Below are 26,398 nucleotides of genomic sequence, written 5' to 3'. Positions count from 1 at the left end.
CTATACTGTTGATAAACCTTTGAAGCATGAATTTTTTTACGATTACCTTGTAACATCTCCCTACTTGTACGTTGAGTAGGGTTTTTTATTGCAGAAATAAATGAAAACACAAAAAAACAGGCTCTCTACAGAGAACCTGTTTTAAAAATGAAGATTAAGCAGTTTTTTGAACGTTAGCAGCTTGAGCTCCACGAGAACCTTGCTCTACGTCAAAAGTTACTTTTTGACCTTCGTCTAAAGATTTAAATCCGTCACCTTGGATAGCTGAGAAATGTACGAATACATCGTCGCCTTCTTCACGTTCGATAAATCCAAAACCTTTTTCTGCGTTAAACCATTTTACTGTACCTTGTTCCATGATTGTTGCCTCCTCGTGCGTTTACCACACAATGTATTATACTATCCTTGCCCAAAGTACCCTCAAGACGAAAAGTCTTTCTTCATGCTATCCTTTACGCCGAACAAAAATAATTATTCTTATTGTAACATGAATCGGAAATTATTGCAATTTAGGATTTAAAAGAGTAAAATCAACGACCATGTTCAATTTTGTTCTTCTCTGACTTTAAAATATTTTTTCTTCAAAATGGGCGTTCAATCATGAATGGAATAAATAAGTTCATAACGCAAACCTTTTTTCAGACATCTGTCAGTTTTATTTAAAAATAAAGATTAAGAAACATTACTTTACTATTAGAAAATTGATGTCATTTTTATTTTAGTTAAGGTTAGAATCTCTATTCCTATCAATTCTTAAAGTAACTATAAGACTAGCTACGCTGGCTAAAGTTCCTGCAACAGAAACAACAATTGTTAAAAAATCTGGAATAAGAAATCCTATTGGAATGAGCCCCAGAAAAGATAGAACAATAAAACATTGATATACACTAGATATAGTTCTCACAATCAAGTGACTGAAAAAGGACATCACTAACGGAGGAATGAATAAGCATACCATTATTCCAATTGATATTATTAAGATGTGAGGCTGATCAAATGAAATGACATTACCCCCAGGGGAATTTTTGGCTGCCACTAGCAAAACAACTATAGACATCATGAGAGTAAGTAAAACTAGAGAAAACCTTTTTATCATGTTATAACTCCTTTGGTTGATCTTATGAGACTAAATTACTTTTTATCAAATTATCTCATTATAACCTTTATTTAATAATATAAAAGATGATTGAAAAACAACCCCATTATGACTGACAACTATTCTCTAGAGGATAGTAATTAAAATTTCACAGCTAAGATAATTCGAAGTGAGTCTTTCATTCAAAAGAGAAACTTAATATTAAAATCGACCGGGCACGTTTCCACCCAGCATACAATCGATGTGTCTTGTGATCTTTTTCTAATAAAAGGGCACAAAAAATACCAAAGGTACACTACCCTTGGTACTTTTAGAGGTGATCGAGAGGACTTATACCTCCATGGGTTATTCAGCACCGACTCCGATTTACACAAATTTTGCACAAGATCTAATCTATTTTTTTGCATTTTCCGGCTCAAGTCTATTTAACCAGTTATGGACTAATGAATGAAACACATCGGGTTGTTCAATCTGCAGGTTGTGGCCAGCCATATCAAGCACTGCAAAAGTGGCCCTTGGATAGTCTTCGATCAACCGCCACGCATCTTGATATCCGACGACATTGTCCCGACGCCCTGTCATAATGAGCGTAGGATACTGAAATTCAGAAGAAATATCGAAGGTAAAGCCATATCCATTTTGAAGAATGTTATTGATGAATTCATGATTTGTTTGTTTAGAAGGAAGGTAAATTTCATCGCGGAATCTTTCCCATTCCATCTTTCCTTGCACAACGGCCATGGAGCAAAATTCATCCGCCTCTTCTGAAGACAGTTGTGAAATCAAGTGACTGTCACTTTTCAGAACGGTCTTCTCTGGAACAACTCTTTTATCAAATTCGGGTATAGTCATTGGCGCTATCAGCAGCAACCCACGAATGTTTTCCCGGCGTGAATGAACGATACCTCTAGCTATATATCCTCCATATGAATAACCGCAAACAATAAACTGTTCATCAGGGATCATCTCATCCAAAAGACGCAATACCGCTTCTAACATATCATCAGAGTTCTGAATAGATGGATGCGCCTCGGAACGTCCCATCCCCGGTAAGTCTATGTATATTCTCTTCCAACCGCTTTGTTTTTCAAATACCGGTTCCAATGCATGTAACATCACTTGATGGTCAAGTGTCCAACCATGCAATATCACGATCGGAAATCCTTCTCCAATGACTTTATGGTAAATTGACATGTATTTGCATCCCCTTTTCTAGCGCTTCCCTAGTCATCTCAAGATTTTTTGTTGTTTTTCTTCATCATAGCTTAAAGTGAATAAAATCTTTGTTAGGAAGCTATGCTATGCTGTAATTCCATACACTTTACGCTTTAACTCATTATATCGAATCTCATTGTAACTACATAGTACAGCTAAGATTTTTAAATTCCATTTTCCCGCTAATATATTTAATGCATAACTCGCTGGAGCTATCGCTTTATTCAGCTCACTTTCAGTCATATTTTATCCACCCCTTAGTCAGTTTTTCCTTCCTTAAGCAGTTTATATTGCGTACTTGTTAAATCAATTCCATTTATTATAATCAAATATGTAAACCGTGTCATCCATGTATTAGAGAGCCAAATTGATTATAAAAACCCTTCAAGTCATTACTTTTTAAGGAGATGGAGTGAGTAAATGAAAAATGAAAAGATGCGCGCTGCACAATACACTAATTATGGATCACCGAATGTTCTTTTTGAAGATTTTATATCAAGACCAGTTATAGAATCTGGAGAAGTACTCATTCGTGTACATGGGTCGAGTGTAAACTCTATGGATACACTGTTTCGATCAGGTAAGTTAAAACGATTAACGGGTAATCAATTCCCTAAAGGGACAGGAGCAGATTTTTCTGGAGAGGTTGTTGAAGTAGGGTCAAACGTAAAAAGTTATCAATTAGGTGATAATGTATGGGGGGTTCCCCCTATTAATTTAAGGAACCAAATTGGTAGTGCTGCTGAATATGTAGCTATATCACCTGAGAAAATATCTAAAACTCCTATAAAGATTGATCTCATACAAGCCGCGGCATTGCCTGGCGTAGGTGCTACTGCAATTATTGCCTTAAAATACAAAGCGAACCTTAGAAAAGGCGAAAAGTTACTTGTACGTGGTGCAAGTGGAGGATTCGGCAGCATTGAGATCAACTTCTAAAAATCTATGTAATTAAAAAAGGTTAAAAGGAGTTGAATAAACACTCCTTCTAAACAAAATTATGAACTGTGTACCGTAATCTTATAAATGAGACGCTTATCGTTTTTATCATAGGCATAAACCAATGCTACGCCAGTTTTAGAATGAGAAGATACAACTCCACTAGAATTAATGCTAATAATATCGTTGCCATGGATGATTTCCCATCTTGAGAAGCCGTTTAGCAATGTAATATTTCGATTCGTTCGCATGTGGTAATCCATAGCGAGTTTATTAGCAGGTTGTACATTATACTGTACATTTGTAGGTTCTTGGGCAGATGCTTGGTTTGTTAAAGTTGGAAAAGCTAATGAAGAGATAGATAATACTGAAACAATTAAACCCTTGTTAAGTTTATTCATAATAATCCCACCTAAAATTTGGTTTTTGATCAAAATATATTATAACATGAATATAATTTGTATAAAAGGTTATTTTTACTAAAAATATCAAGGCTTTTCAACTTATAAACTTGTTAGAAAATATCATGCGTGCGTATTTTCCTATGAAAAATCTTTCGGTAAGCATGATGAAAAATAAACTACCATACTAAAAAACTTGTACTGATTAACGGAACATTAAAAGCGAAGTTTTGAAATATTAATTGATCAAGGAAAAGAATATCATACAAACAAAGAAGACTAGGACACGCATCTATTCGGACAACAATAGATGTATATGGTCACTTATTTCCTAACAAACAAAAGGCTATGGCTGAAAAATTGGACGACATTATATAAAAATATTGATCTCTAACAAAAAAAGTCCACTTACTTAAGGTGAGTGGACAGATTTTGGACAGATTTATTTAGAAGTTATATAAAATAAAAATACCAAAGGTCTACAACCCTTGGTATCATTGATGCGGCCGAGAGGACTTGAACCTCCACGGGTTATTCACCCACTAGGCCCTCAACCTAGCGCGTCTGCCATTCCGCCACGACCGCGTGTATGATGTGCTCATATATTCATAAGTGCACTGTTTGAAAAAACAATGCGGGTGAAGGGACTTGAACCCCCACGTCATAAAGACACTAGATCCTAAGTCTAGCGCGTCTGCCAATTCCGCCACACCCGCGTGACAATGGTGAGCCATGAAGGACTCGAACCTTCGACCCTCTGATTAAAAGTCAGATGCTCTACCAACTGAGCTAATGGCTCATCTGCTATGCAGAAAAACATATATAAAAAAATGGCTGGGCTAGCTGGATTCGAACCAACGCATGACGGAGTCAAAGTCCGTTGCCTTACCGCTTGGCTATAGCCCAACGAATCAACATAAAAAATAAAACATGACCCGTACGGGATTCGAACCCGTGTTACCGCCGTGAAAGGGCGGTGTCTTAACCGCTTGACCAACGGGCCATATCATAATGGCGGAGAAGGAGGGATTTGAACCCTCGCGCCGCTTGCGCGACCTACACCCTTAGCAGGGGCGCCTCTTCAGCCACTTGAGTACTTCTCCATTATGGCTCCGCAGGTAGGACTCGAACCTACGACCGATCGGTTAACAGCCGATAGCTCTACCACTGAGCTACTGCGGAATAATAAGACATGTTTCATTATATCTATGCCAGAAAAATGTGTCAAGAATTTTTAAACGTTTCATTCCTGCTCCATTTGCGACGGCTTTTATAATTTAACATATACTAATATAACAGTCAAGCCTTTTCCCCTTCCTTTTTTAACTTCCCATGACAAATCCCGCAGACATATCGCGTGGTGTCAAATCGGCGCTTCCTCGTATAACGTCTTCCGCATCCTGTGCACACATAATAATGAAGCGTCACCACTCTTTTTTTCTTTTGAACGGTCTTCAGCGGGGTACAAAAGCGCGGGGCTCCTACTTGCTGCAAGAGTTCACGAAAATCCCTGTCCCGATGCTGATAGCCCTTCCCTTCAAGGTGCAGGTGATAATGACATAGTTCATGCTTAATGATACCGATCAATTCGTTTCTGCCATGCTCCTCAAGATATCGGCGATTTAGCTCAATATGGTGTGTTGTAAGTAAATATCTCCCGCCTGTCGTTTTTAAACGGGGGTTGAAAACCGCTTGATGACGAAACGCCTTACCAAAGAACTGCTCTGAAATGTCTTCTGTTAACTGCTGTAACTCTCTTTCGTTCAATCAAGATCGTTCCTTTCTATAAAAACCTCGAACGGGACAATTTCCCCTTTGCATACATTGAAGGTACACCCACTGTTTTGATCAAAGGAGGAATGGGCGATGCCCAACTGGCTGAAAAATCAGATGCAGAAAGCATTTTATGAGAAAAATCATTATCAAATCAAATTGCTCAATCAATGCTGGTACTTCTATAGAAAAAAACATTCAGTCACATCAAGGCACACCCCATCCTAAGGTGCGCCTCGTTTTTTGTTTACTCTGGTTTTAGCATCGATAGAGCGACCCGGCCTTTTGCCTGGTCAACGGAGTCTACCCATACGGTCACAATGTCACCAACTGATACCACGTCGAGCGGATGTTTCACAAAGCGATTGCTTAGCTTGGAAATGTGGACAAGTCCATCCTGCTTGACGCCAATATCAACGAATGCGCCGAAGTCTACGACGTTTCTCACCGTTCCTTGTAGCTCCATCCCTTGCTTCAAGTCTTCTAATTTCAATACATCTGTTTTTAAAAGCGGCTTTGGTACTTCATCGCGCGGATCACGCTCAGGTCTTGTGAGCTGATCAATGATATCTTGAAGGGTGATTGAACCAATTTCAAGCTGTTCTGCTGCTTCGTCCAGCTTCACCTCTGCAATTTTCTCTTTTAACTGTTCTGTTCCAAGATCGTCTGGCGTCATGTTGATCATGCGTAAGAACTGTTTTGTTTCTTTATAGCTTTCAGGGTGAATACCCGTGCGGTCAAGCGGATCTTGTCCATCTGTGATGCGCAGGAAGCCGATACACTGCTCATAAGTCTTTGCACCAAGCCTCGGGATATCCTTCAGCTCTTTTCTGCTTGTGAATCTCCCAATCTCTTCACGGCGCTTGACGATGTTTCCTGCGACGGCTTTTGAAAGACCTGACACATATTGCAGCAGCGCCTGTGAGGCTGTATTAACGTTCACACCGACTTGGTTAACAACCGTTTCTACCACAAAGGTTAACGAGCTGTTTAATTGCTTTTGACTCACATCGTGCTGGTATTGTCCTACACCGACAGATTTTGGATCTATTTTGACAAGCTCTGCTAATGGGTCCTGCAACCTTCTGGCGATGGAAATGGCACTTCTTTCTTCCACTTGCAAGTCTGGAAACTCTTCTCTTGCCAGCGCAGATGCAGAGTATACACTTGCCCCTGCTTCATTCACGATCAAATATGAAACTGGCTGGTCCAGCTCTTGGATCAAGTCTGCGATGAATTGTTCGGTCTCTCTTGAGGCTGTTCCGTTTCCGATCGCAATGACTTCAATGTTCGATGATTGAACGATTTCTTTCACTTTTTGTTTGGCTTCCGCTTTTTTTTGTACAGGCGGATGCGGATAAATGACGCCAATATGATGGACTTTTCCTGTATCGTCAACAACGGCTAATTTACAGCCTGTCCGAAACGCAGGGTCTACCCCAAGTACACGTTTCCCTTTCATCGGCGGTTGAAGTAGGAGCTTTCTTAAGTTTTCAGCGAAAATATGAATGGCTTGTTCCTCTGCTTTTTCTGTCAGCTCTTTTCGTATTTCTCGTTCAATTGATGGCTGAATCAAGCGCTTATATGCATCATCAATGGCCGCTTCAATGTAAGGTCTCGCCGTCGTTTGCTTGCCTTTTAAGACTTGTTTATCGAGGTAGAAACGAATATTTTCAGCAGGTGGTTCGATGGCTGCTTTCAAAATCCCTTCTTTCTCGCCTCGGTTGACCGCAAGTACACGATGAGGCACAATTTTTTTAATCGGCTCTTGATAGTCGTAATACATTTCATAGACGTTTTTCTCGTCGTTTTCAACGTCTTTTCCTGATGTGACAAGACTTCCCTTTTGGTACGTCTCACTGCGAATCCATTTCCGCATATCAGGATCATCCGCAAGCTGTTCAGCAATGATGTGCTGGGCGCCCTCTAGTGCTTCTTCTGCGGTTGTGACTTCTTTTTCTTCATTAATAAAAGCCGATGCTTTCTTTTTGATCTCATCGTTTGGCAGCTGCAGTAAATACTCCGCCAGCGGCTCAAGTCCTTTTGCTTTGGCTACATTTGCCTTTGTTTTACGCTTTTGTTTAAATGGTCGATATAAATCTTCGACCTCTTGCAGCTTATGCGCCTGTTCGATCTTCTGTTTTAATTCATCTGTTAATTTGTCTTGTTCAGCGATTAAGCGAATCACTTCTTCTTTTCGATTCGTCACATTTTGGATATATGTATAGCGTTCCGAAATGGTTTGAATTTGCACCTCGTCTAGCGAGCCTGTCTGTTCTTTCCGGTAACGTGCAATAAACGGGACGGTATTGCCATCCTCTAATAGCTGGATCACACTTCCAATTTGTTTTGTTGAAAGCTTTAATTCTGTCGCAATTTGTTTCAATAAAAAGTCAGATGTCTTCATACTTTGCATCCTCTCACTGTGTCTTCTCTTTTAGTGTATCAAAAAAACCGGCAAAACAGAAAAAAGGTCAGCTATTTCATGTAAGCTGACCAAGTACATAGGTGAGATCGTCTTTCTTGTCTTGTGTGTATGTTTCAAGTTGTTTGGCGATGTCTGCAACTGAATGGCTATGCTTTAAACACATTCGCATGTTTGGCACATTCAGTCCGTCGGAATACATAATGAATGTCGATCCTTTTTCGTAGGAATAGGTGTATGTTTTGTATTTTCTAGGTTTACCTGATAGATATCCTGATGTCGGAAGTGGATAAATATAGTCGCCAGAAGGTGCATTCAAGATAAATCGAATATTGCCAACCGAACAATAGGTAAACTGCTGCTGGGAAAAATTCACCTTTAATATGGCTACAGTGGCCCCACGTTTATTTTTCATGGCCTGATTGCATCTATCAATGAGGGTTGTTACATCCTCATGTCCATATTCTTCGACAATTTCGCTGACTAAAGAAGATGATTCATTGGCGAACTGGCCGCTGCCTAATCCGTCTGCTACAGCACAAATTAGTTCTTCATCATCTGCTTTAATAAAAAAACTGTCCCCGCAGCATGATTTTCCTTCTTTGTTCGATTGATAGATAATGGCGTTTACATGCTCATGCTGTTCGATCTGCTTCATTACCCTAGCTCCATAGACGCATCTTCTGACAATGCATCTCGTAGCTTTTTAACTGCCTTCCGCTGCAGCCTTGATACATGCATTTGAGATATGCCGAGTAAATCGCCTGTTTCTTTCTGGCTTTTATTTTGCAAATACGTGAGATTGATAATTTCTTTTTCTCTATCTGTCAGAACGTGAAGCACACTTTCAAGCATCATTTTTTGGTTTACACGTTCGTACCCTTCTTCTTGTGAGCCGACGACGTCTAAAATCGTCACAGTGCTTCCTTCAGAATCAGCCTCTACGCCTTGGTCAACAGACAGCGCTTGATAGCTTTTGCCCATCTCCATTGTTTCAAGAACTTCTTCTTCTGTTACATCTAGATATTCTGCGATTTCTTGTACTTTAGGTGACTTTTGCGTTTCCGTTGTCAGGTGATCAACTGCCATCTTGATTCTTGGTCCAAGCTCTTTAATTCGTCTTGGTACATGGACACTCCATGTTTTATCACGTAAAAAGCGTTTGATTTCCCCGATAATGGTTGGAATGGCAAATGCCTCAAATGATTTACCGACAAGTGGATCATAACGCTTAATTGCGCCGAGTAGACCAATCATTCCAACTTGTCTTAAATCCTCATGAAAGCTTTTTCCTTTGGAGTATTTCTTCGCGAGCATATCCACAAGATTTGTATAACACTCAACTAGTGTTAGCTGCGCCTGCTCGTCATGGTTGGATTGATAGCTTTGAATGAGGCGATCCACTTCATCTTTAGTTAGTTTCATAGTTTTGGATGGTTGTGTCATGGTCAACTCGCTCCCTGTTTAAAAACTTTGTCATCGCCACGGTAACTCCGGAGTTTGCTTGCACCTCGACTTCATCCATCAATGTTTGCATTAAGTATAAACCAAGACCTCCTTCTGCCAATTGATCCACCGTATGAGCAGATGTGTACGGCCCTAGGTCTTCCTGCTTTTGCTTAAAGTCAAAGCTACCGCCTTTATCAGCGACAATGATTTCTAGACGATCTTCATAGACAAGAAAGCGAACCGCTACCTCTCCATCTTCGCCATCTGCACCTTTATAGGCATGCTGAACTGCATTAGTACATGCCTCACTGACGGCAATTTTCAAGTCCTCAATCTCTTCGTAGGCATAGCCCATTCGGCTTGCAACGCCTGAAAGAGTCAGACGAATGATGCCTACGTATTCTGGTTTCGCCGGTATTTTCATCTCGATTAGATCTACTGATTCGTTCATTGTACCCCACCCTCTGACTTTGCAGAAATGTCAATGATGTCCTTTAGTCCAGTGATTTCAAACAATCTGACAAGCCGATCCGACAAGTTCTCAAGCTTTAATGATCCTCCTGCTTTTTGAGCCGCTTTGAACAGCCCAACAAACACACCTAAACCTGTACTATCCATGTAAGTAACATCTTTCAGACAAATGTCAAGATGCTCTCCTTTCTCTGCTTTGGGCATAAGGGTTTCTCTCAGCTCAGGAGCAGAGTACACATCGATTTCTCCGCTGACACTAATTTTCGTCTTATGATCTATTTGATGCTCTTTTACAGACATATTCATTATGCATTCACCTCGAAATTCTTGTTTCCTAAAGTTTTATATACCCGCATATTCACTTTCTAAACCTTTCTTTTAAGGACAAGTAAAGTAAAGTCATCGTGAAGCTGAAAATCTTGTAATTTGAGTAAGCTTGCATAGATAGCGTCGACCATTTCCTGCGCTGAATAGGAAAGATGCTCTGCTATGAGCGCTTTGATATCTTCGCGCTCTAAGAAGCCGTCCTCTGACTTGGATTCGGTGACCCCATCTGAAAATAAGATCACCATATCTCCTACGTCCAAATGTTGCTCATATTCCCTGTAATCAAAGTCTGGTGCGATTCCAAGAACAAGACCCTTTGCATCTAAATCGTAAAATTGATTCTCTTTTTTGCAATAGAAAAAGCCCGGCTCATGTCCAGCCGATGCGTACTTAAATTCATGTGTTTCTTTATTATAGCTGCCATAAAACATGGTGATAAACATGCTTGGGTCTACGTTTTGCTCGACCACACGATTAAGGGTTTTGAGCACTTTCGTTGGGCCGCTGCCTGACTCTGGCAAGGAATCCATCGCATACTTAATCATCGACATACAGAGCGCAGCTGGAATTCCTTTCCCAATGACGTCTGCAATCGCGATATTGATTGTATCGTGATCTGTTACGAAATGGTAATAATCCCCACTCATCTGTTTTGCCGGCACACTGATGGCTCCGATATCAAATGTGTCTCCTTCTGGAATTTTCGTTTCCAGAAGGGTTTGCTGAACATTTGCAGCAATTTCAATTTCCGACTTAATTTCTTGCTGGATGCCTCTTAGTGTTAAATGCTCCTGGTAGGCAAGGCCATATCCAATCATCACTTCAATTAAGAAGTCTAGTGAATGAAAGACATCTTCCGGCAAATCAGGGTAAAGCTCCTGAATCACTTTTCGGTGAACACTCACTATTTCTTCAGGAGGTATTTGATGCTCAATGGTTTTTCGGCTAAATTTTTGAGCTTGATAAAGCGATGTTTCAGTTAAATCACTGATATAACGACTGAGCAGCTGATGATACCGCTGCTCCATTACCTCCTTAAAATCCATGGTTTCCCTCCTAGCGAAGCCACTTGACAGCTTGTATCTCAGTTCCTTGTTCTGGTGCAGAATCTAATGTGAAATCATCCATCAGCCTTCTGACTCCCGGAAGACCTGCTCCGAGTCCGCCTGATGTTGAGAATCCATCTTCCATCACTTTGCGTATATCCGTAATACCAGGCCCCTCATCGGCTGCGATGACTTTGAGTCCACGCTTTCCGCGCTCCATTACTTCTTCTATACAAATCTGACCTTTACCAGCGTATAAATAGATGTTACGAGCTAATTCTGAAATGGCCGTCGTAATTCTTGCTTGGTCAACTGTTCCAAAACCAAGTTCTTTTGCAACATTGCGCCCCAATTGTCTTGCTGCGACTATGTCCCATTCCGTCAATATTTTTACACAGGATTGGTCTTTCATATCTATTCCCCCAATTCCCGCTTCAGTGTCTCAAGCCCTTGTTCAAGATCTAGTGCTGTCTGAATTTCTTCCAGCGAAATGCCAAGTTCAATGAGCGTCACAGCAACTGCCGGCTGTATTCCTGTTAATACAACTTTTGCCCCCATGAGCTTAGACATGGTAATGACATCACCTAATACCTTGGCGATAAATGAATCAATCATATCGACAGACGTTAGATCGATGACAACACCGTTTGCTCCTGTTTCATGAATTTTATTCAGCAAGTCTTCTTGAAAATGAAGAGCTGTTTGGTCATCAAGCTCCCACTGAATCGAAATCAGAAGACAGTTATATAGTTTTAAGATTGGAATCTTCGGGTGATTTCTCACTAGGTTATCCCTCCAATGAAACAATTTTTCGATTTGTCATTTCCAAAGCAGTTTGAATTCCTTTTTGAAGGGTATTCTTTGTTGTAACCTGAGATAAATCAATTCCGAGGTTAACGATCGTTTGAGCAATTTCGGGGCGAATACCGACCAGCAAACATTTCGCACCTACTAATCTCACAGCCTCGGACGCTTGAATGATGTGGTGCGCAACCATCGTATCAACAACAGGAACACCCGTGATATCGATCAAGACAACCTGTGAACGATGCTTTACGACACCATTCAGTAAATTCTCCATAATTTTTTTCGCACGTTCTGTATCAATTGTTCCAACAAGCGGCATGACGGTGATATGCTCAAATACTGGGATCAGCGGGGCAGACAGTTCCTGCAGCGCGATTTTTTGAAGGTTCACGGTTTTTTCCCATGAGATGGAATATTGATTCAAAATTTCATTATGAATCGGTGTGATGAATCGATCAATTTGCCAGATGAGGTCATTGCTCTCTTCTGCTGTATCTTTGTCGTTGTTCATTTTTTGATATAAATGAGTACGGATTTCTGTTAGACCATTTGCCAGTAACTTAAGTGATATACCCATTTGAACAATTTTTAAAGCAAAAGTTTGCATTTTTTCTTCAAAATCTTCGGCATATCCCTCAGAAAGAGAGGCAATAATGAGCTGAACATATTCCGAACAGATGGTTTCATACATTTTGTCGTTCAGCATCATGTCCGTTTCTTCTTCACCGAGTCGTTTAAAAATGTCCGTCCACTCTTTTTCTAATTCCTTTTGATGCTCTCTTGCGAATGCTAACACGATATGATTCGACATGTTTTACCCCCTGCGTACATAAAAAGCACTTCTTTTAGTCTTTCTTCATTATAACGTTAAAAAAAATTGAACACAAAAAAAGTTGCTCCCAATAGAGCAACCAAGTACCACCATATTAAAAATCAATAAGAGCCAAACTAACTTGTAAGGCTTCATCAACCTTCTCCATCATCTCATCATCAAGATGTGTGATTTTATCTGTCAATCTTTGTTTATCGATCGTACGAATCTGTTCCAAAAGAATGACAGAATCTCGTTCAAAGCCGTAGCGCTTTGCATTAATTTCGACGTGAGTCGGTAATTTCGCTTTTTGTATTTGGGCTGTTATGGCTGCAACGATAGCAGTCGGGCTGAAGCGATTTCCAATGTCATTTTGAATCACCAATACCGGGCGAACCCCGCCCTGCTCGGAGCCAACAACAGGAGATAAATCAGCAAAGTAAACATCACCGCGTTTAACAATCAAATGTTTAACCCCCGCTGACTAATCGCTCAACTGTATTCTCAGCCTCAAATTCTGCGTATTGTGCCTCTGAAGAGATATTCAGATTAATTTTCGCCATCTCCATGTAGCCGCGTCTCATCGATTCACGATTTTGTCGAATATTACGTTCACGAATATACGTTTTTGTCGCTCGGTAGATCAATTCATTTCTTGTTACCTTATCCTGCTCTGCTACTCGTTCGATTTCAGACATTAAAGCCTCCGGCAGTCGAATCTTCATTTCGTTTGTTGCGCTGGATTCAGACAAAAAACATACACCTCCACAAAACTTACGGATACCGTTTCGATCCATTCCAAGACTAATCATACCATTATTCAATGCACAAGCAAAGCTGTTTTTTCATGATTTCTTATTAGAACATGAAGCGGCTCGCCACCCGTAAATCAAGATGATAATGGAGTTCCTCTTTCCCATTATACGCTTTTTTCCGAAAATCATACGGTATTTCCAAAATCTCTAAAAAAGGGAGAATGTTTATTCTGCCTTTGTTGAATAAAAGAGAACGATGTCAGTTTGAACATCGTTCCCGTGGATGCTGTTTATAAAAAGCTTGGCCCGCCTTGAAGCAGCGGATTACGTACATGAACCCTTTTGCCGTCCTCTATATAGACTCTTGGAACGCGGTAGCCAACAGAACAAGTGACTTCGTAGTTAATGGTTTCAAGCCGCTTGGCTATTTCATCGACAGATATCTTGTCTTCGCCTTGTGTCCCGATGAGCACGACTGGCTCACCTGCCGGAATATCCTTTTTCAAATCAATCATGAATTGATCCATACATACCCTTCCAGCAATCTTTCGGCGTTTTCCGCCAACGAGCACTTCTGTTCCGGCAAGCTTCCTGATCCAGCCGTCTGCATACCCGATTGGAATCGTACCAATCCATGTATCTTGATTCGCTGTATAAGTGGCACCATAGCTCACGCTCTCACCCTTTTGAATGGGCTTTACATGTGCAAGTTTTGTATGAAGAGATAATGCTTCTTCCAGTTGAAACGGCAATTCATCTTTGATTTCTTCCGACGGTGACAGCCCGTACATACTGATGCCAAAACGAACCATATTAAATAAAGTGTCTTTAAACCTTAGACCGGCTGCACTGTTGGCACAATGAATGAGCAGTTTGTCCGTATGAAGCGGTTGAAGCAATGTTTTAAACGTATCAACCTGCATACCGAAGTAGTTTTCATCTTTTTCATCCGCTGTGGCAAAGTGAGTAAATACTCCTTCCAGCTGTAAAAAAGAATGATCGTGGACAAGCTCTTTTACTTCGCTCACCTGCTCGATTGTTTTCACACCTAACCGATTCATGCCGCTGTCGATTTTCAAGTGGAAACGAATGGGTTGTCCCATCTGCCCTTTCATCACTTTGACGACTTCTCTTAGCCAATCGATCGAGTAAGCAGTCATGATAACGTTGTATCTAACGGCGACTTTGACATACTCTGACGGTACTGCGCCGAGCACAAGAATAGGTGCTTTTACACCTTTATTTCTTAAAGAAATGGCTTCATCTAAAAAAGCGACGGCTAACAGGTCTGCTCCTGCTTCGAGGGCAGCTCTTGCCACTTCTATATCTCCATGTCCATATGCATTGGCTTTCACAACAGCCATTAGTTGGACGCTTTGACCAATATGGTCTTTCATATGTGAAACATTATGCTTGATTGCTGTTAAATCAATTTCTGCCCATGTGTCTCTATAAAAGGCATTTGTGTCCATTCATCACACTTCCCTATTGAATGATTCAATACTTCATTATGATACTAAAAATCCAGAATAATGTGAAACAACTCAAAGAAAATCAGCCCCTGCACAGGGCTGATTTGTTGTTATGTTAAACATCTCGCCTATTTCGCTGACTGGCCTTCTACACTCTTTGCAACCATCAAGAGCTCTTCTTTCGATAGATCACTTGAAGAAATCAAGTAGTCAACTCCATCAGATGTCCAAGAAAGAGATTTGTCTGTCAGAACACCCACTGTCATGCCAAGATCGACTGGCTCGCCATTCATCGTCACAGGCGTAGACGCTTCTGCTACCCGCGCTTTTTCCTGAATGAGCGTGAAGGATTTCTTTCCGCCATACGTCATCACATACCGCTTTCCAGCATCTGTTGTCATTTCTTTCTCTTCCATTTTCTTCACGCCCTCTGGCATATCCACAGGCGTTTTCACAGCAAAGCTGTCAGATGGATCTGCGCTTGTGGCAACATCCATTTGAGAAAGTGTCATATTTTTCTTCTCATCAAAGGCGTCTTTGTCAAAGGATTTGTTGAATTCAAAGTGAGAGAATTCTACTTTCACCATTGGCTTTTTATCGCTATCCAGTACTTTCACACTAGCAGGCGCCATTGTTTTTTTATGAAAGGTAATCTCTTGGGTCGGCAGCATTTGGTTGTGCTGATAGTTGGTTTTTGTTTCAAAAACGTACTTCGACTCTTTTGCTTTGAACTGAGCTGCACTGTCATTTTTAATGTCTTTCACAAGTGATTCAAATAAATACACCTGACTGCTGTTGTTCGGCCAATCACTATGGAAGCGGAAGCTTTTGTTTAATGAAGGTGTCAGCACAAATACACCATTGCCATTTCTTAAAATGACTTGACTCTGATCCTTCTTCGGATTTTCTAAATAGACACGGTAAAGCTCCGGCTTCTTGTACCAAATTTCCACATGGTATTCCTGCGGATCATTTCCTGTCTCAATGGTCATTTTTGCTTTGGCTTTGTATGATGTCATTTCCTCTGCCTTTTTGTTTAAATCTCCAACGATATCTTGTTGAGATTTTTGACCGCATGCGGAGAGAATCAATACAAAAAGGATCCCCGTTACAAGCAAAACAAAGCTTTTTCTCACCCTTTTCAACCCCTTCGTTAATTGTGTTAAAAGGAAGAAACCGCTTGTTTGACTTTAACAGTACGCCTCAAGAGTTAACTGCGTACCGCGAACCATCAAAGCCTGTTAGCAACTCGCCCTTCCTTATCGCACTACCCAATATATGAAGGGGGGACAAACAATATGCAGACTAGCTTGACAACCTTTCAATTAAAACTTGTGCTGCAGCATATTCTTTTGTGTGTGTAATGGATACATGAACGTAGTCTTCTTTTGTTTTCTCACTTTTGATGAGAGGTTTTCCGTTTGCATCTTTTTGTATCTCGATGTCGTGAAAGCTTACATACTGACCAATTCCCGTACCGTATGCTTTTGCGAATGCTTCCTTCGCCGCAAAACGCCCTGCCAGAAACTCCAGCTGTCTCTTTTCACTTAGTGTGCGAAAGACTTCTTGTTCACGTAAAGTCAAAATTCTTTCTGGTAAACGGGGCTGCCTGCTAAGAACTCGTGACAGCCGGCCGATCTCTACAATATCCATACCGATTCCTTTAATCATGAGGTACCTCCTATGATACTCGTACTAATTTGGATGTTCGCTTCATAAACGTGTTACTATAAACTTACCATTATCTAGTCAAAAGGGGTTTGTTATGTTTATTCGAACGGAGAGCTTTCAACAATTTATTAGATCGTATCCAATCGTAACAGCGATCCTTGCTTTGCAAATCGGCCTATGGCTTTTATTTGCGATCCCTATTCCAATGATCCAGCTTGGGCAGGACCATCTCGTTGGTTTTAATTATGGTGTTGCAGCAGGAGAATGGTGGCGGCTTTTAACGCCTATTTTTCTTCACGGAAGTCTGACACATATTCTGTTCAATTCCATGTCGCTCTTCCTATTCGCTCCAGCACTTGAGTATTTGCTTGGAAAGGTTCGATTTCTTGTGATTTATCTGGGTGCTGGATTCATTGGCAATCTCGGAACCTATTGGGTGGAGCCTTTAGAGTACGTACATGTCGGGGCTTCTGGTGCGATATTTGGTTTATTTGGCGTCTATCTTTATCTTGTCCTATTTAAACCGCATATGATGGACCGTGGTAATTCTCAGGTGATCTTAACGATTCTCGGCGTCTCTGTTATTATGACGTTCGTCAACTCGAACATCAACATCATGGCCCACTTATTTGGATTGATAGGCGGCATGATCCTAGCACCGATCACTCTATTCTTCCATTCAAAAAAACGACGCTATTAAGCTCATAAAAAATGTCGATCACTCCGTTTAACGGGAGCTGATCGACATTTTTTGTTTAAGTTGATTGATTCGTTTCATAGGAATACCAATCGCATACACGTTCAGCATCTTCCTCTTCAAGGTGATGCACACCAAAGGAATCAAGCAAGGCAGAGGACTTCACAAAGGTGTGAATACTTGCCACCCGCCCTTTCTTTTGAAAATAGGATTGGGTCATCGTATAGTTTTGCATTCGTTTTCTTAAAACAATTCCGGTGGTCTTGCCGATACCTCTTGTCGTTAATTGAATCAGTTGATCTTTGATCACATATCCTGATTGTTTATAGGCTAAATACCCAAAAAACAAGGCAAATGGTAATGGAATCAGCGCCAAATACCCCCATGGTGGAAAACGTACAGAAAGGATTATACCTACAAGTAATGGAACAAATCCGTAAGATATCAGATAACGTTTTAGTGAACGCTTCGGCACTTTTTTCAATTCACTTTCTGATGCCAGCTGATATTGATCTGTAAATTGCGTTAACAATTCATTGATCTTTTTCTTCCGTATGAGTGGAAATAAGACAGAAGAGGTCTCTTTTTCTGTAATGGAACCTCCTGCGCTGACAAGCATGACCGTCGCAAAACCAAATGGTTCACGCAGAATATTTTCTTTGATTTTCACTGCTTGAATTCTCGCAAGCGGAATGGTCATTTGATGCCTTTCGATGAGTCCTCTTGTGATGATGATGTCTTTCCCTTTTCGTTTTGCGGTAAAATTCGCATATTGAAGGGCTGTTACCCCAACACTAAGAATCCACGCAATCAATACGGCAATAAATATGAGAATCGCATAAATCTCAACACTCGCATGACTTAAAAAAGAGAATTGCTTGACGAAGCCGTCCAAAGGCAGAATTTCATCTATTTGTGTGTAAATGGCGAGACACCCAGAAATAATGACGCCGATTCCGCTTGAAGTGGTCGCAGCCAAAAGCAGCTCTGGTATACCCATTCGGTAGGAAACACTGATTTCTTTTTCTACAGGCTGTTGCGCTGTCAGAGGATCAGGGAGATCTAAATTTTCATCATTCATTTCTTCTTGTTGCAAGCTTTTCTTCCGGTTGAAAATCGATTGCTTTAATTGTTCCGCTTCTGCTTTTGTAATCGCCGTCAGACTCACTTCCGGGCCGTCTGTTCCGCCAGCTGTTTCGATTTGAACCCGAACTAAACCAAAGATCCGCTGGAAGATACCTTCACTTGTATTCACTGTTTGAATTCGTTCTAACGAAATATATTTTTTCTTTTTGGTGATGACACCTGATTCTACTCGAAATTCATCGTCTTCCATTCGGTAGGTGAATCGTCTCCATGCTAAAACGGTTGAAACAGCTTTCCATAAAAGAAGCACACCAAGAATGATGAACGCATAAAAACGAATACTTGAATTCGAGTTCACAAAAATAAGCACGAAAAAAGGGATAATGAAGTTTTTGATCATGGATACAGCATCTGATATAAAATCAATGAACATCGAGATTGGATGTACACGTTTTGGTTCAGACATCATCTTCCGTCACCCTTGCTAATCGAGATATGTAATCGCGAAGCTCATCTGCCTCTTCTAATTCCAGTGCCGGAATATCATGCACTGTCGCAGCAGTAGAAATTTGAACAGATGCCAACCGGTAGCGCCTTAAAAGCGGTCCTTGAGATGTATCCACATGCTGAACACGTACCATTGGCACAATGACACGTGTGACACGAATCAGTCCGTGCTGTATTTCGATTTCGTTCTCAAATACTTCGTAGCGCCAGATGTGATGGCGGATTTTCGGTATGAGCCAGATTCCGAAAATGACCTGTAAAATCCACAAACCGATGAGGATGGCTCCAATCCAATATGGCCATTGAAAATAATAACTAGCAACTAATACCCCAATGATGATGAATAAGAAAATCAATGAGATAATTCCATTTTGAAGACGCCATACTTTTAATCCATTTAAGCTGATTTGACGTTGCGGCTGTTTTCTCACATTCTTCCCCCATTCTCTTACTTTTCTATCAATATATTACGAAAGAAAGCCTAAAAAGTTTCATTAGGCCTGTTAAAAAAAGCGAACCCTGCAAAGGATTCGCTTTTGAATTAGTTGTTATAAGATTTCTTTTGACGACGATCGTTAGAAGAACGATTGCGGTCATTTGAAGAACGCTTTTTATCACCGTAAGATGAACGGCTTTTTCCGCGATAGCCGCCACCACCGCCGCCGTCTCTGCGTTTAGAAGAGCTGCGGTTGTTACGATTGCGTTTTGAAATCATTGGTGCTTCATCTGTCAAACGAACAGGCGTTGCATCCGGCTCTTTTGTCATCATTTTGATGGCAGCCGCAACCACTGTAACAGAATCATGATCTTCTAACAATTCAGCAGCTGCTGTCATGTAGAAGTTCAAGTTGTTTTCACTAATGATTGTGCGTAGACGGTCAACTGTGACTTGTTGTTGTCCTTCAATTGCCTCGTCTAGAGTTGGTTCTTTCATACGATCCATTTTACGCTTAGTCGTTTGCTCAATCGCACGAAGCATATCTTTTTCACGTGGTGTGATGAATGTCATCGCCATACCTGTACGTCCAGCACGGCCTGTACGTCCAATACGGTGTACATAGCTTTCTGGATCTTGTGGTACGTCGAAGTTATACACATGTGTAACACCTGAGATATCAAGTCCACGTGCTGCAACGTCTGTTGCGACAAGCACATCGATTGAACCTTCTTTAAATTTACGAAGCGCAACCATACGTTTCGCCTGAGTCAAGTCACCATGAATTCCTTCAGCTGTATAACCTCTAAGGTTTAATGCTTCAGTCAATTCGTCAACGCGGCGCTTTGTACGGCCGAAAACAATTGAAAGCTCTGGTGATTGAATGTCAAGAAGACGAGTCAATGTATCGAACTTCTTACGCTCGTGAATATCCAAGTAGAACTGCTGGATGTTAGATACAGTCATTTCTTTCGCTTTTACTTTTACATGTTCTGGGTTTGTCATGAAACGCTCTGCAATACGCTTAATTGGTGCAGGCATTGTCGCAGAGAATAAAAGTGTTTGGTGTTCACTTGGTACATTTGAAAGGATCGCTTCAATGTCTTCGATGAAACCCATGTTGAGCATTTCGTCTGCTTCATCAAGCACGACTGTTTCAACATTTTGAAGACGCATTGTGCGACGATTAATGTGATCAAGTAAACGTCCTGGAGTTCCTACAATGATATGAGGATTTTTCTTGAGCGAACGGATTTGACGGCCGATATCTTGTCCACCGTAAATTGGAAGTACACGTGCACGCTTGTCTTGGCCGATTTTGTATAGCTCTTCAGATACTTGAATCGCTAATTCTCTTGTTGGCGCAATGATGATCGCTTGGATGTTAGGAGACGCTGGATCGATTTTTTCTACAAGAGGAATACCAAATGCTGCAGTTTTTCCTGTTCCTGTTTGTGCTTGTCCGATGACATCTTTATTCTGAAGACCGAGAGGAATCGTTTCTGCTTGAATCGGTGTTGCTTCTTCAAATCCCATGCGGTTAATAGCTTTCATGAGACTTTCGCTTAATTGAAAATCTTGAAACGTTATAGTCAATTTATTCAAACTCCTTCTAATTGCTGTTTCAGTAATCTCGTGAATGATCATTAAAAACTGCCCTTTGTATGAAAGGACAGGTCCATTATATACAAAGCCCGAATTACCCTACATTATATCTTACCATTACACTATTTGTTTTTCAACAAGACAGAAATGGATATATCTACTGCTCGACAATGACTGATTCACCTTCACTTTGATCTCCGTCCATCCATTTCCACTTTTCAAACAGTTGGATTTTCCCGTTATCCAGCTGCTTAGGGGTGGAATGACATGAACCGCTTCTCATGCTGCCATCCTTACTTACATGATGATATCTAAAATGAAGTGCTCCGTCTTTATTCACAGTTCCTACAAGTACGCCAGATTGAATACTGCCGCCTTGATATGTGCCCGTTAAAATATTCCCGTCCTGACGATATTGAAATATGGTTCCTTCCGATACTTCCCCATTGCTCGAATTAGACTGCGGGACAAAGGTTTTTCCGTCATATTGAAACAACCGAATCGACCACCTTTTCTTACCTATTGTAACATAGGCCTGTCACTCATTCGACAAAAATGATGCAAATTTTAACAAGTGGGATTCAATTTATATTAGTTTAGCCACATTTCAGCTTTTCTATAGATTAAATTGTTTTTTTAGAAATTGTTCGACTTTCTCAAACAATTGCTGTGCACAAGGCTCATGACAAACGTGATGTTTACAATCCGGTAAATAGAACATTTCTTTCTGACGGGACGGGATTTTATGATAAATGAATTCTGCACTAGAAGCGGGGACGATCCCATCGCTTTCACCTTGAACGATCAAGACAGGTAGATGAAGCTTTTCAAGAGAACCTTTCGTTTGCTTCACCAATTTCATAAATTCTACAGCAGCTGATAGCGGTGTACTCTTCAGCTTATGACGATATCGATCATACAATGGGTTCGTATCAATCAAACCAGACAAGGATTCCTTCACCATCTGCCTTGTGTCTTGAATCATTTGTTTTGGGTTAACATATTTAGCAGCAGCACTTAACAGAACAAGACGGGCCACTGGATACTTCGCTGCTAAATATGAGGCAATCATCCCGCCCATAGAAAAGCCGACCAAATAAATGGTGTCACATGTTCGGTAAAGGGATAAGAGTTCTAATTCAGCGGTGGCAATCCACTCCTGATAGAGAATGCCTTTGAGCTGAAGTTCCTCCCCATGCCCCGGAAGCGTGACAGATTGTACCGTCCAATCTGTCGTCTGCTTTAAATATTCCGCAAGCGGCTCTACTTCATACGGGGCACCAGTAAAACCGTGTATACATAGACAGCCAATCACCCTGTCACCTTCTTTGCCGATCTGATTTATAGTGCAGTAATCACGTCTTCCAATCTCATGCCACGGGAAGCTTTGACAAGAACGACATCGTCAGGTCCTGCCACATCCGCTAGTTTTTTCTTCAGTTCTTCTTTGTCCATATAAGAAGATACACGGTCGTCTCCAAATGCTTTCTTTGCTCCTTCAGCAATGAATGCGCCAAGACGGCCAAACGTTAAAACATGATCAATAAACTCAGGCTTGATGTACTCCCCTACTTCAAAATGATAGGTTTCTTCTTCACTGCCCATCTCCAGCATATCTCCGAGAACGAGTATGCGGTTAGCAAAGCCATCCATATCTCCTACAAGATCAATCGCTGCCTTCATCGACGTAGGACTCGCATTATACGCATCGTTGATAACCGTGATGCCCTTATCTGTTTTAAACAGTTCTAAACGCATGCCTGTCAATTTCGTTTGCATTAGCCCTTGGGCAATTTGCCTTTCATTCAGACCGAAATGCTGGCCGATTGCAATAGCTGCAAGAGCATTCTTTACATTGTGTTTCCCTAATACAGGAATGAGAAACCCTTGAGCATATCCCTCCACTTGAAATTCAGTGCCTTCAGCGAGTTGGTGGATGTGAATCACCTTGATATCACAGTCCTCTGATTCCCCAAATGTTTTTACGCTACGTGCAAGGGCATTTGCTCTTTGGCGGAGTAAAGGCTCGTCTCCTAAATAATAAAAAGTCCCATCCTCTTTTAACCCTTTTGTGATCTCACATTTTGCATCTGCAATGGCTTCTCTTGATCCTAGATCCTGCATATGAGATTCTCCAATATTGGTGATGACAGCTGCATCAGGTTCAGCGAGATTAGATAAAAATTCGATTTCTCCTTTTGCACTCATGCCCATCTCTAATACAGCAATCTCTGTTCCTTCTGGCATTGCAAGGATGGTCAGTGGAAGTCCAATATGATTATTAAAGTTGCCATCTGTTTTATGGACTCTGTATGTCGTTTGTAGGACAGAATGGATCATGTCTTTCGTCGTTGTTTTGCCATTACTTCCAGTAATACCGACAACTTGAGGGTTTTCCTCTTTTAAGTATGATTTCGCAAGCTGTTGGAGTGCTGTCAAAGTATCCTCTACAAGAATGACAGGTACACCAGATGGTGGGTTCGCTTCTGTTTCATTCCAAAGAACCGCTGCCGCTCCAAGCTCCACTGCTTTTGAAGCAAAAGTGTGACCGTTAAAATGTTCCCCGATAAGCGGGATAAATAGTGCGCCTTTTGATACTTTTCGTGTATCTGTTGTCACTCCGTGTATCTGTTCTTCGCCAAAAGCTTCATTCGATAATGTGCCACCAGCCATTTGGGCGACTTGTTTCACTGTACGTTTGATCATGTTTTTTCGCCTCTCTTTCTCATTTCACGTTTGAAGGAAAAGAGACACTACCTGTAGGATAGTGTCTGCTTGCTTCTTACATTAAAAAGTGGTTTTAATGGTTTGTTTTTCTTGATGGCGTTCAATTGCAAGTGACACCAGCTTCTCAATCAGCTCAGGATACTCTACACCAGTATGTTTCCAAAGAAGCGGGAACATACTAAAAGGTGTGAATCCTGGCATAGTATTCACTTCATTGATCAGCACTTCGCCTTCTTCTGTTAGGAAGAAATCTGCACGTACGAGGCCAGATCCATCAATGGCTTTAAATGCCTTGATCGCCATATCGTGAATCGTCTTGTACTCTTCCTCTGACACACTCGCAGGAATGATCAAATCTGTATCGCCATCTTCATATTTTGCTTTATAGTCATAAAAATCTGTTTTAGGTGCAATCTCACCAACGACTGAGCATTTCGGCTCGTCATTTCCTAATACACCAATTTCGATTTCTCGTCCTACAACGCCTTCTTCCACAACAACACGACGATCATATTGGAAAGCCAATTCAAATGCTGTTTGAAGCTCTTCTTTGCTGCGGCATTTACTAATTCCGACACTTGATCCCATGTTGGCAGGTTTCACAAAACAAGGATACCCGAGTACTGCTTCTACCTGTTCTAGGCTGTCTGATATGGCTTTCTCATAATCCTTTTTATTGAAGGAAAGATGCTTTGCCTGCGCAAGCCCAGCTTGAGCAAACACATCTTTCATCATGACTTTATCCATACCCGCAGCAGACGCGAGAACGCCGTTACCGACATATGGGATATTCAATAGTTCAAGTAACCCTTGCATGGTCCCATCTTCACCATTTGGCCCATGCAGCAATGGAAAGACAACATCAATCTTTTCATCAGCTGATGCAGGCTGTGGAAACATGCTTTCATTTAAAGAAGTTGGTAAAAACGTCTTTGCATTTTGTTCAAATTGAAGCATTTTGACGTTTGATACTGGTTCAGTGAGTTTTTCTCCTCTTAGCCATTCGCCCTCTTCTGTAATATAAATCGGATGTATATCGAACTTCTCAGTGTTAAGTGCTTTCGTAACTGCAAGGGCTGTTTGCAGTGATACATTATGTTCGGCTGACTTTCCGCCGTAAACCAATCCTAAACTTATTTTCAATGGATACTCCCCCCACTAAAATTCATCTTTACTATCTTATCACTTTCAAGCAAAAATGCTCTAATTAATTTTTGTTGTTACGGAATTGAAATGATTTGTAAAGGTTGTAAGCGCCCCCCGAGCATTTGTATGTCATTCGCCTTTATTTTATATTAAAATGACATTGAAAAGGAGTTGTGACAAATTGAAAAAAATTACAAGCACTGAACAATTCAACGAAATCATTCAATCAGACAAAGAGGTCATCGTTAAATTCTTTGCGACATGGTGCCCTGATTGCACTAGAATGGACATGTTCATTCCAGACATTTTAGAGGCTTATGCTCAGAATGAATGGTTTGAAATAAACAAAGACGACTTTCCTGAGTTAGCAGAAACGTATCAGGTCATGGGAATTCCTAGCCTGTTAATTTTCAAAAATGGCGAAAAAACAGGTCATTTACACAGTGCCAACGCTAAATCACCTGAAGAAGTAACAGAGTTTCTTCAAGAACACGTTTCATAACTCATTTAAATGGAGACATCAGCCAACTCATGCTGGTGTCTTTTTTATATCCTTTTAAATCAAATCTCTTCATAAGACGAGATGTGCGGCTAAAACGTTTCAACATCGGCAGGAATGTTTGATCTGATTTCATGACAAGGTTTGACAGCGGATTATTTCCTGGGAAAGAATTCATCGTCGATATGGATGGGAATATGTCGGTTACGTGAATTTTCTGAATTGAATCTTTACTTATGACATTCTGCTTTGTATAATGGAGTTGCTAATTGAAAATGATTATCAATTTCATCTATGTGAAATCTTATAGAGTCCATTCTACCAAAGGAGCGTTGAGTTACATGTCTAAGAAGAAAATCAAAACGTATCAGCAATTGATTGAAGAAAACAAGGAAGCGATCATGCGAGACCCTAAGATGATGGAAAGTATATACGCAACCATCGACAAAAAGCACCAGAAGCAGCTTGCCGCTGCTGGACGTGAATCATAAACACAAGAAGAGCAGTCAAACAGGTGGCTGCTTTTTTATTTGCCTGAAGAAAAGAAAAAGCCGATAAAATCTATTCTTCGATTTTATCGGCTTTTGTTTTAATGTGATTTCGCTACACGGTCTTGCTTCATTCCTAAATAGATGAGCATATATGTTAGATAACCCATTGTCATCGTTAAACCACCGAAGAAGAATTGTGAAAACACGGGTTCTTCAAATGTCGTAACGGCAGCAAGAACGATCCAGCTCGCATATAAATAGACCATGAACCATTTCATGTTTCTTTTAAGTGTATACAGAAAGAAAAGACCCGCTAATGAAAAGATCCCTAGCGCTAGTCTGAAATAAACAAGATGATCAAACTGGAAGGCAAAAGACACAAACGAAAACGACAACAGCAACAAAATGGGTAAAGCCGTAATAAAATTTTTCACGATAGTGCCACCTCCATGACTCTGTCTTATTATAAGACAAAATCAGCCGGATATCGTGAAATACAGATTCGTTTTCACAAAGATGTCACGAATTTTTCTTGTTATTTGACAC

Annotated in this window: 33 protein-coding genes, 7 tRNA genes and 1 pseudogene; 6 read left to right on the top strand and 35 right to left on the bottom strand. The window is 40.8% G+C overall.

The features are described from left to right. Positions 1–154 precede the first annotated feature (154 nt). The 4 genes from MHB38_RS02695 to MHB38_RS02680 all read right to left on the bottom strand — a co-directional run bounded on the left by MHB38_RS02695 (position 155) and on the right by MHB38_RS02680 (position 2,554). Positions 155–358: a cold-shock protein gene (locus tag MHB38_RS02695; protein ID WP_003214229.1), complete on the bottom strand. Its 204-nt coding sequence runs from the start codon at positions 356–358 to the stop codon at positions 155–157. Positions 359–718: 360 nt separating this feature from the next. Then, positions 719–1,096, bottom strand: coding sequence for a hypothetical protein (locus MHB38_RS02690; protein ID WP_202734689.1), 378 nt, complete (start codon positions 1,094–1,096; stop codon positions 719–721). Between the two features lie 393 nt (positions 1,097–1,489). Further along, a complete protein-coding gene (locus MHB38_RS02685; RefSeq protein ID WP_202734690.1) occupies positions 1,490–2,290 on the bottom strand; it encodes an alpha/beta fold hydrolase in 801 nt (266 codons plus the stop codon). 105 nt (positions 2,291–2,395) lie between these two features. Continuing rightward, positions 2,396–2,554 (bottom strand): winged helix-turn-helix transcriptional regulator, encoded by a 159-nt coding sequence (locus tag MHB38_RS02680; protein WP_234922848.1) that lies wholly within the window; start codon positions 2,552–2,554, stop codon positions 2,396–2,398. A gap of 177 nt (positions 2,555–2,731) precedes the next feature. Between MHB38_RS02680 and MHB38_RS02675 the strand changes: the two genes are divergently transcribed. Then, positions 2,732–3,250 carry an alcohol dehydrogenase catalytic domain-containing protein gene (locus MHB38_RS02675; RefSeq protein WP_234922849.1) on the top strand — a complete coding sequence of 173 codons (519 nt, stop codon included), beginning with the start codon at positions 2,732–2,734 and terminating at the stop codon, positions 3,248–3,250. A 59-nt stretch (positions 3,251–3,309) separates the two neighbouring features. Here the strand turns inward: MHB38_RS02675 and MHB38_RS02670 are convergent, their stop codons facing one another. Next, positions 3,310–3,651, bottom strand: coding sequence for a hypothetical protein (locus MHB38_RS02670; protein WP_202734691.1), 342 nt, complete (start codon positions 3,649–3,651; stop codon positions 3,310–3,312). A gap of 235 nt (positions 3,652–3,886) precedes the next feature. Here MHB38_RS02670 and MHB38_RS02665 point away from each other — a divergent pair. After that, positions 3,887–4,029: pseudogene (locus MHB38_RS02665) on the top strand (tyrosine-type recombinase/integrase); the annotation flags it as partial. Positions 4,030–4,152: 123 nt separating this feature from the next. On the opposite strand, the gene MHB38_RS02660 reads toward MHB38_RS02665, so the two are convergent. The 8 genes from MHB38_RS02660 to MHB38_RS02625 form a co-directional block, all read right to left on the bottom strand. After that, positions 4,153–4,236, bottom strand: a tRNA-Leu gene (locus MHB38_RS02660). 48 nt (positions 4,237–4,284) lie between these two features. Next, positions 4,285–4,367 (bottom strand) — tRNA-Leu (locus tag MHB38_RS02655). Between the two features lie 7 nt (positions 4,368–4,374). After that, positions 4,375–4,450: transfer RNA gene (locus MHB38_RS02650), tRNA-Lys, on the bottom strand. 32 nt (positions 4,451–4,482) lie between these two features. Then, positions 4,483–4,557 (bottom strand) — tRNA-Gln (locus tag MHB38_RS02645). Positions 4,558–4,582: 25 nt separating this feature from the next. Then, positions 4,583–4,654: transfer RNA gene (locus MHB38_RS02640), tRNA-Glu, on the bottom strand. A gap of 9 nt (positions 4,655–4,663) precedes the next feature. Next, a tRNA-Ser gene (locus MHB38_RS02635) sits at positions 4,664–4,754 on the bottom strand. A gap of 4 nt (positions 4,755–4,758) precedes the next feature. Then, a tRNA-Asn gene (locus tag MHB38_RS02630) sits at positions 4,759–4,833 on the bottom strand. 117 nt (positions 4,834–4,950) lie between these two features. Further along, on the bottom strand, positions 4,951–5,418 hold the full coding sequence (locus MHB38_RS02625; protein ID WP_202734692.1) for a SprT family protein: 468 nt from the start codon (positions 5,416–5,418) through the stop codon (positions 4,951–4,953). A 99-nt stretch (positions 5,419–5,517) separates the two neighbouring features. Between MHB38_RS02625 and cmpA the strand changes: the two genes are divergently transcribed. Next, a complete protein-coding gene (gene cmpA, locus MHB38_RS02620; protein ID WP_008346893.1) occupies positions 5,518–5,652 on the top strand; it encodes a cortex morphogenetic protein CmpA in 135 nt (44 codons plus the stop codon). Between the two features lie 19 nt (positions 5,653–5,671). Here the strand turns inward: cmpA and MHB38_RS02615 are convergent, their stop codons facing one another. The 14 genes from MHB38_RS02615 to acpS all read right to left on the bottom strand — a co-directional run bounded on the left by MHB38_RS02615 (position 5,672) and on the right by acpS (position 16,658). Then, a complete protein-coding gene (locus tag MHB38_RS02615) occupies positions 5,672–7,831 on the bottom strand; it encodes a Tex family protein (protein WP_048001250.1) in 2,160 nt (719 codons plus the stop codon). Positions 7,832–7,907: 76 nt separating this feature from the next. Then, on the bottom strand, positions 7,908–8,507 hold the full coding sequence (locus MHB38_RS02610) for a PP2C family serine/threonine-protein phosphatase (protein WP_008346897.1): 600 nt from the start codon (positions 8,505–8,507) through the stop codon (positions 7,908–7,910). Then, positions 8,507–9,295 (bottom strand): RNA polymerase sigma factor SigB, encoded by a 789-nt coding sequence (gene sigB, locus MHB38_RS02605; protein WP_025206796.1) that lies wholly within the window; start codon positions 9,293–9,295, stop codon positions 8,507–8,509. The genes MHB38_RS02610 and sigB overlap by 1 nt, the downstream gene beginning before the upstream one ends. After that, on the bottom strand, positions 9,261–9,749 hold the full coding sequence (rsbW, locus tag MHB38_RS02600; protein WP_007496471.1) for an anti-sigma B factor RsbW: 489 nt from the start codon (positions 9,747–9,749) through the stop codon (positions 9,261–9,263). Before rsbW ends, sigB begins: the two co-directional genes overlap by 35 nt. Then, positions 9,746–10,075, bottom strand: coding sequence for an anti-sigma factor antagonist (locus MHB38_RS02595; RefSeq protein ID WP_008346902.1), 330 nt, complete (start codon positions 10,073–10,075; stop codon positions 9,746–9,748). Before MHB38_RS02595 ends, rsbW begins: the two co-directional genes overlap by 4 nt. Before the next feature lie 59 nt (positions 10,076–10,134). Beyond that, positions 10,135–11,142 (bottom strand): PP2C family protein-serine/threonine phosphatase, encoded by a 1,008-nt coding sequence (locus tag MHB38_RS02590; RefSeq protein WP_008346904.1) that lies wholly within the window; start codon positions 11,140–11,142, stop codon positions 10,135–10,137. Positions 11,143–11,152: 10 nt separating this feature from the next. After that, positions 11,153–11,554 (bottom strand): anti-sigma regulatory factor, encoded by a 402-nt coding sequence (locus MHB38_RS02585; protein WP_019744214.1) that lies wholly within the window; start codon positions 11,552–11,554, stop codon positions 11,153–11,155. A gap of 2 nt (positions 11,555–11,556) precedes the next feature. Continuing rightward, positions 11,557–11,925, bottom strand: a complete 369-nt coding sequence (rsbS, locus tag MHB38_RS02580) for an RsbT antagonist protein RsbS (RefSeq protein ID WP_003214235.1) — start codon at positions 11,923–11,925, stop codon at positions 11,557–11,559. Between the two features lie 4 nt (positions 11,926–11,929). Then, positions 11,930–12,760, bottom strand: a complete 831-nt coding sequence (locus tag MHB38_RS02575) for an RsbT co-antagonist protein RsbRA (RefSeq protein WP_008346908.1) — start codon at positions 12,758–12,760, stop codon at positions 11,930–11,932. A gap of 115 nt (positions 12,761–12,875) precedes the next feature. Next, entirely contained in the window at positions 12,876–13,226 is a 351-nt protein-coding gene (gene ndoA / locus MHB38_RS02570) for a type II toxin-antitoxin system endoribonuclease NdoA (protein WP_003214169.1), read from the bottom strand. 4 nt (positions 13,227–13,230) lie between these two features. Continuing rightward, positions 13,231–13,512 carry a hypothetical protein gene (locus tag MHB38_RS02565; RefSeq protein ID WP_003214273.1) on the bottom strand — a complete coding sequence of 94 codons (282 nt, stop codon included), beginning with the start codon at positions 13,510–13,512 and terminating at the stop codon, positions 13,231–13,233. A 293-nt stretch (positions 13,513–13,805) separates the two neighbouring features. Continuing rightward, the gene (gene alr / locus MHB38_RS02560; protein WP_046527091.1) at positions 13,806–14,987 is read right to left on the bottom strand and encodes an alanine racemase; all 1,182 of its coding nucleotides are present in this window, start codon (positions 14,985–14,987) and stop codon (positions 13,806–13,808) included. 128 nt (positions 14,988–15,115) lie between these two features. Continuing rightward, the gene (locus tag MHB38_RS02555; RefSeq protein WP_007496489.1) at positions 15,116–16,132 is read right to left on the bottom strand and encodes an outer membrane lipoprotein-sorting protein; all 1,017 of its coding nucleotides are present in this window, start codon (positions 16,130–16,132) and stop codon (positions 15,116–15,118) included. 160 nt (positions 16,133–16,292) lie between these two features. After that, complete coding sequence (acpS, locus tag MHB38_RS02550; protein ID WP_017366663.1) at positions 16,293–16,658, bottom strand: holo-ACP synthase; 366 nt, start codon at positions 16,656–16,658, stop codon at positions 16,293–16,295. A gap of 94 nt (positions 16,659–16,752) precedes the next feature. On the opposite strand from acpS, the gene MHB38_RS02545 reads away from it, so the two are divergent. Further along, on the top strand, positions 16,753–17,358 hold the full coding sequence (locus MHB38_RS02545) for a rhomboid family intramembrane serine protease (protein ID WP_007496491.1): 606 nt from the start codon (positions 16,753–16,755) through the stop codon (positions 17,356–17,358). 55 nt (positions 17,359–17,413) lie between these two features. Here MHB38_RS02545 and MHB38_RS02540 read toward each other — a convergent pair whose 3' ends face one another. The 7 genes from MHB38_RS02540 to MHB38_RS02510 all read right to left on the bottom strand — a co-directional run bounded on the left by MHB38_RS02540 (position 17,414) and on the right by MHB38_RS02510 (position 24,859). Further along, entirely contained in the window at positions 17,414–18,910 is a 1,497-nt protein-coding gene (locus MHB38_RS02540; protein WP_341002280.1) for a PH domain-containing protein, read from the bottom strand. Beyond that, positions 18,900–19,379: a PH domain-containing protein gene (locus tag MHB38_RS02535; RefSeq protein WP_341002277.1), complete on the bottom strand. Its 480-nt coding sequence runs from the start codon at positions 19,377–19,379 to the stop codon at positions 18,900–18,902. Before MHB38_RS02535 ends, MHB38_RS02540 begins: the two co-directional genes overlap by 11 nt. Positions 19,380–19,489: 110 nt before the next feature. After that, complete coding sequence (gene cshA / locus MHB38_RS02530; protein ID WP_017358400.1) at positions 19,490–20,980, bottom strand: degradosome RNA helicase CshA; 1,491 nt, start codon at positions 20,978–20,980, stop codon at positions 19,490–19,492. A gap of 166 nt (positions 20,981–21,146) precedes the next feature. Next, positions 21,147–21,485, bottom strand: a complete 339-nt coding sequence (locus MHB38_RS02525; protein WP_017366661.1) for a hypothetical protein — start codon at positions 21,483–21,485, stop codon at positions 21,147–21,149. Positions 21,486–21,605: 120 nt separating this feature from the next. Next, the gene (locus MHB38_RS02520; RefSeq protein WP_017366660.1) at positions 21,606–22,304 is read right to left on the bottom strand and encodes an alpha/beta hydrolase; all 699 of its coding nucleotides are present in this window, start codon (positions 22,302–22,304) and stop codon (positions 21,606–21,608) included. A 26-nt stretch (positions 22,305–22,330) separates the two neighbouring features. After that, positions 22,331–23,695 (bottom strand): UDP-N-acetylmuramoyl-tripeptide--D-alanyl-D-alanine ligase, encoded by a 1,365-nt coding sequence (locus tag MHB38_RS02515; protein ID WP_341002275.1) that lies wholly within the window; start codon positions 23,693–23,695, stop codon positions 22,331–22,333. Positions 23,696–23,776: 81 nt separating this feature from the next. Then, positions 23,777–24,859: a D-alanine--D-alanine ligase gene (locus MHB38_RS02510; RefSeq protein ID WP_142154081.1), complete on the bottom strand. Its 1,083-nt coding sequence runs from the start codon at positions 24,857–24,859 to the stop codon at positions 23,777–23,779. Between the two features lie 184 nt (positions 24,860–25,043). On the opposite strand from MHB38_RS02510, the gene MHB38_RS02505 reads away from it, so the two are divergent. Then, the gene (locus MHB38_RS02505) at positions 25,044–25,364 is read left to right on the top strand and encodes a thioredoxin family protein (protein ID WP_008346934.1); all 321 of its coding nucleotides are present in this window, start codon (positions 25,044–25,046) and stop codon (positions 25,362–25,364) included. Positions 25,365–25,702: 338 nt separating this feature from the next. Next, a complete protein-coding gene (gene fbpB, locus MHB38_RS02500) occupies positions 25,703–25,852 on the top strand; it encodes a Fur-regulated basic protein FbpB (RefSeq protein ID WP_017366658.1) in 150 nt (49 codons plus the stop codon). Between the two features lie 98 nt (positions 25,853–25,950). Here the strand turns inward: fbpB and MHB38_RS02495 are convergent, their stop codons facing one another. Beyond that, positions 25,951–26,286 carry a hypothetical protein gene (locus tag MHB38_RS02495; protein ID WP_017366657.1) on the bottom strand — a complete coding sequence of 112 codons (336 nt, stop codon included), beginning with the start codon at positions 26,284–26,286 and terminating at the stop codon, positions 25,951–25,953. Positions 26,287–26,398: the final 112 nt, after the last annotated feature.

It is taken from the genome of Bacillus sp. FSL K6-3176 (assembly GCF_038003325.1).
Lineage (GTDB): Bacteria > Bacillota > Bacilli > Bacillales > Bacillaceae > Bacillus > Bacillus altitudinis.
Note: the sequence above shows the minus strand (reverse complement) of the source record. Positions and strands in the feature narration are given on the sequence as shown.

Excerpts from the sequence above, each read along its gene's own strand:
- MHB38_RS02695 (WP_003214229.1), bottom strand. The coding sequence starts at position 358 with ATGGAACAAGGTACAGTAAAATGGTTTAACGCAGAAAAAGGTTTTGGA.
- MHB38_RS02690 (WP_202734689.1), bottom strand. The coding sequence starts at position 1,096 with ATGATAAAAAGGTTTTCTCTAGTTTTACTTACTCTCATGATGTCTATA.
- MHB38_RS02685 (WP_202734690.1), bottom strand. The coding sequence starts at position 2,290 with ATGTCAATTTACCATAAAGTCATTGGAGAAGGATTTCCGATCGTGATA.
- MHB38_RS02680 (WP_234922848.1), bottom strand. The coding sequence starts at position 2,554 with ATGACTGAAAGTGAGCTGAATAAAGCGATAGCTCCAGCGAGTTATGCA.
- MHB38_RS02675 (WP_234922849.1), top strand. The coding sequence starts at position 2,732 with ATGAAAAATGAAAAGATGCGCGCTGCACAATACACTAATTATGGATCA.
- MHB38_RS02670 (WP_202734691.1), bottom strand. The coding sequence starts at position 3,651 with ATGAATAAACTTAACAAGGGTTTAATTGTTTCAGTATTATCTATCTCT.
- cmpA (WP_008346893.1), top strand. The coding sequence starts at position 5,518 with ATGCCCAACTGGCTGAAAAATCAGATGCAGAAAGCATTTTATGAGAAA.
- MHB38_RS02615 (WP_048001250.1), bottom strand. The coding sequence starts at position 7,831 with ATGAAGACATCTGACTTTTTATTGAAACAAATTGCGACAGAATTAAAG.
- MHB38_RS02610 (WP_008346897.1), bottom strand. The coding sequence starts at position 8,507 with ATGAAGCAGATCGAACAGCATGAGCATGTAAACGCCATTATCTATCAA.
- sigB (WP_025206796.1), bottom strand. The coding sequence starts at position 9,295 with ATGACACAACCATCCAAAACTATGAAACTAACTAAAGATGAAGTGGAT.
- rsbW (WP_007496471.1), bottom strand. The coding sequence starts at position 9,749 with ATGAACGAATCAGTAGATCTAATCGAGATGAAAATACCGGCGAAACCA.
- MHB38_RS02595 (WP_008346902.1), bottom strand. The coding sequence starts at position 10,075 with ATGAATATGTCTGTAAAAGAGCATCAAATAGATCATAAGACGAAAATT.
- MHB38_RS02590 (WP_008346904.1), bottom strand. The coding sequence starts at position 11,142 with ATGGATTTTAAGGAGGTAATGGAGCAGCGGTATCATCAGCTGCTCAGT.
- MHB38_RS02585 (WP_019744214.1), bottom strand. The coding sequence starts at position 11,554 with ATGAAAGACCAATCCTGTGTAAAAATATTGACGGAATGGGACATAGTC.
- MHB38_RS02575 (WP_008346908.1), bottom strand. The coding sequence starts at position 12,760 with ATGTCGAATCATATCGTGTTAGCATTCGCAAGAGAGCATCAAAAGGAA.
- alr (WP_046527091.1), bottom strand. The coding sequence starts at position 14,987 with ATGGACACAAATGCCTTTTATAGAGACACATGGGCAGAAATTGATTTA.
- acpS (WP_017366663.1), bottom strand. The coding sequence starts at position 16,658 with ATGATTAAAGGAATCGGTATGGATATTGTAGAGATCGGCCGGCTGTCA.
- MHB38_RS02545 (WP_007496491.1), top strand. The coding sequence starts at position 16,753 with ATGTTTATTCGAACGGAGAGCTTTCAACAATTTATTAGATCGTATCCA.
- MHB38_RS02540 (WP_341002280.1), bottom strand. The coding sequence starts at position 18,910 with ATGATGTCTGAACCAAAACGTGTACATCCAATCTCGATGTTCATTGAT.
- MHB38_RS02515 (WP_341002275.1), bottom strand. The coding sequence starts at position 23,695 with ATGATCAAACGTACAGTGAAACAAGTCGCCCAAATGGCTGGTGGCACA.
- fbpB (WP_017366658.1), top strand. The coding sequence starts at position 25,703 with ATGTCTAAGAAGAAAATCAAAACGTATCAGCAATTGATTGAAGAAAAC.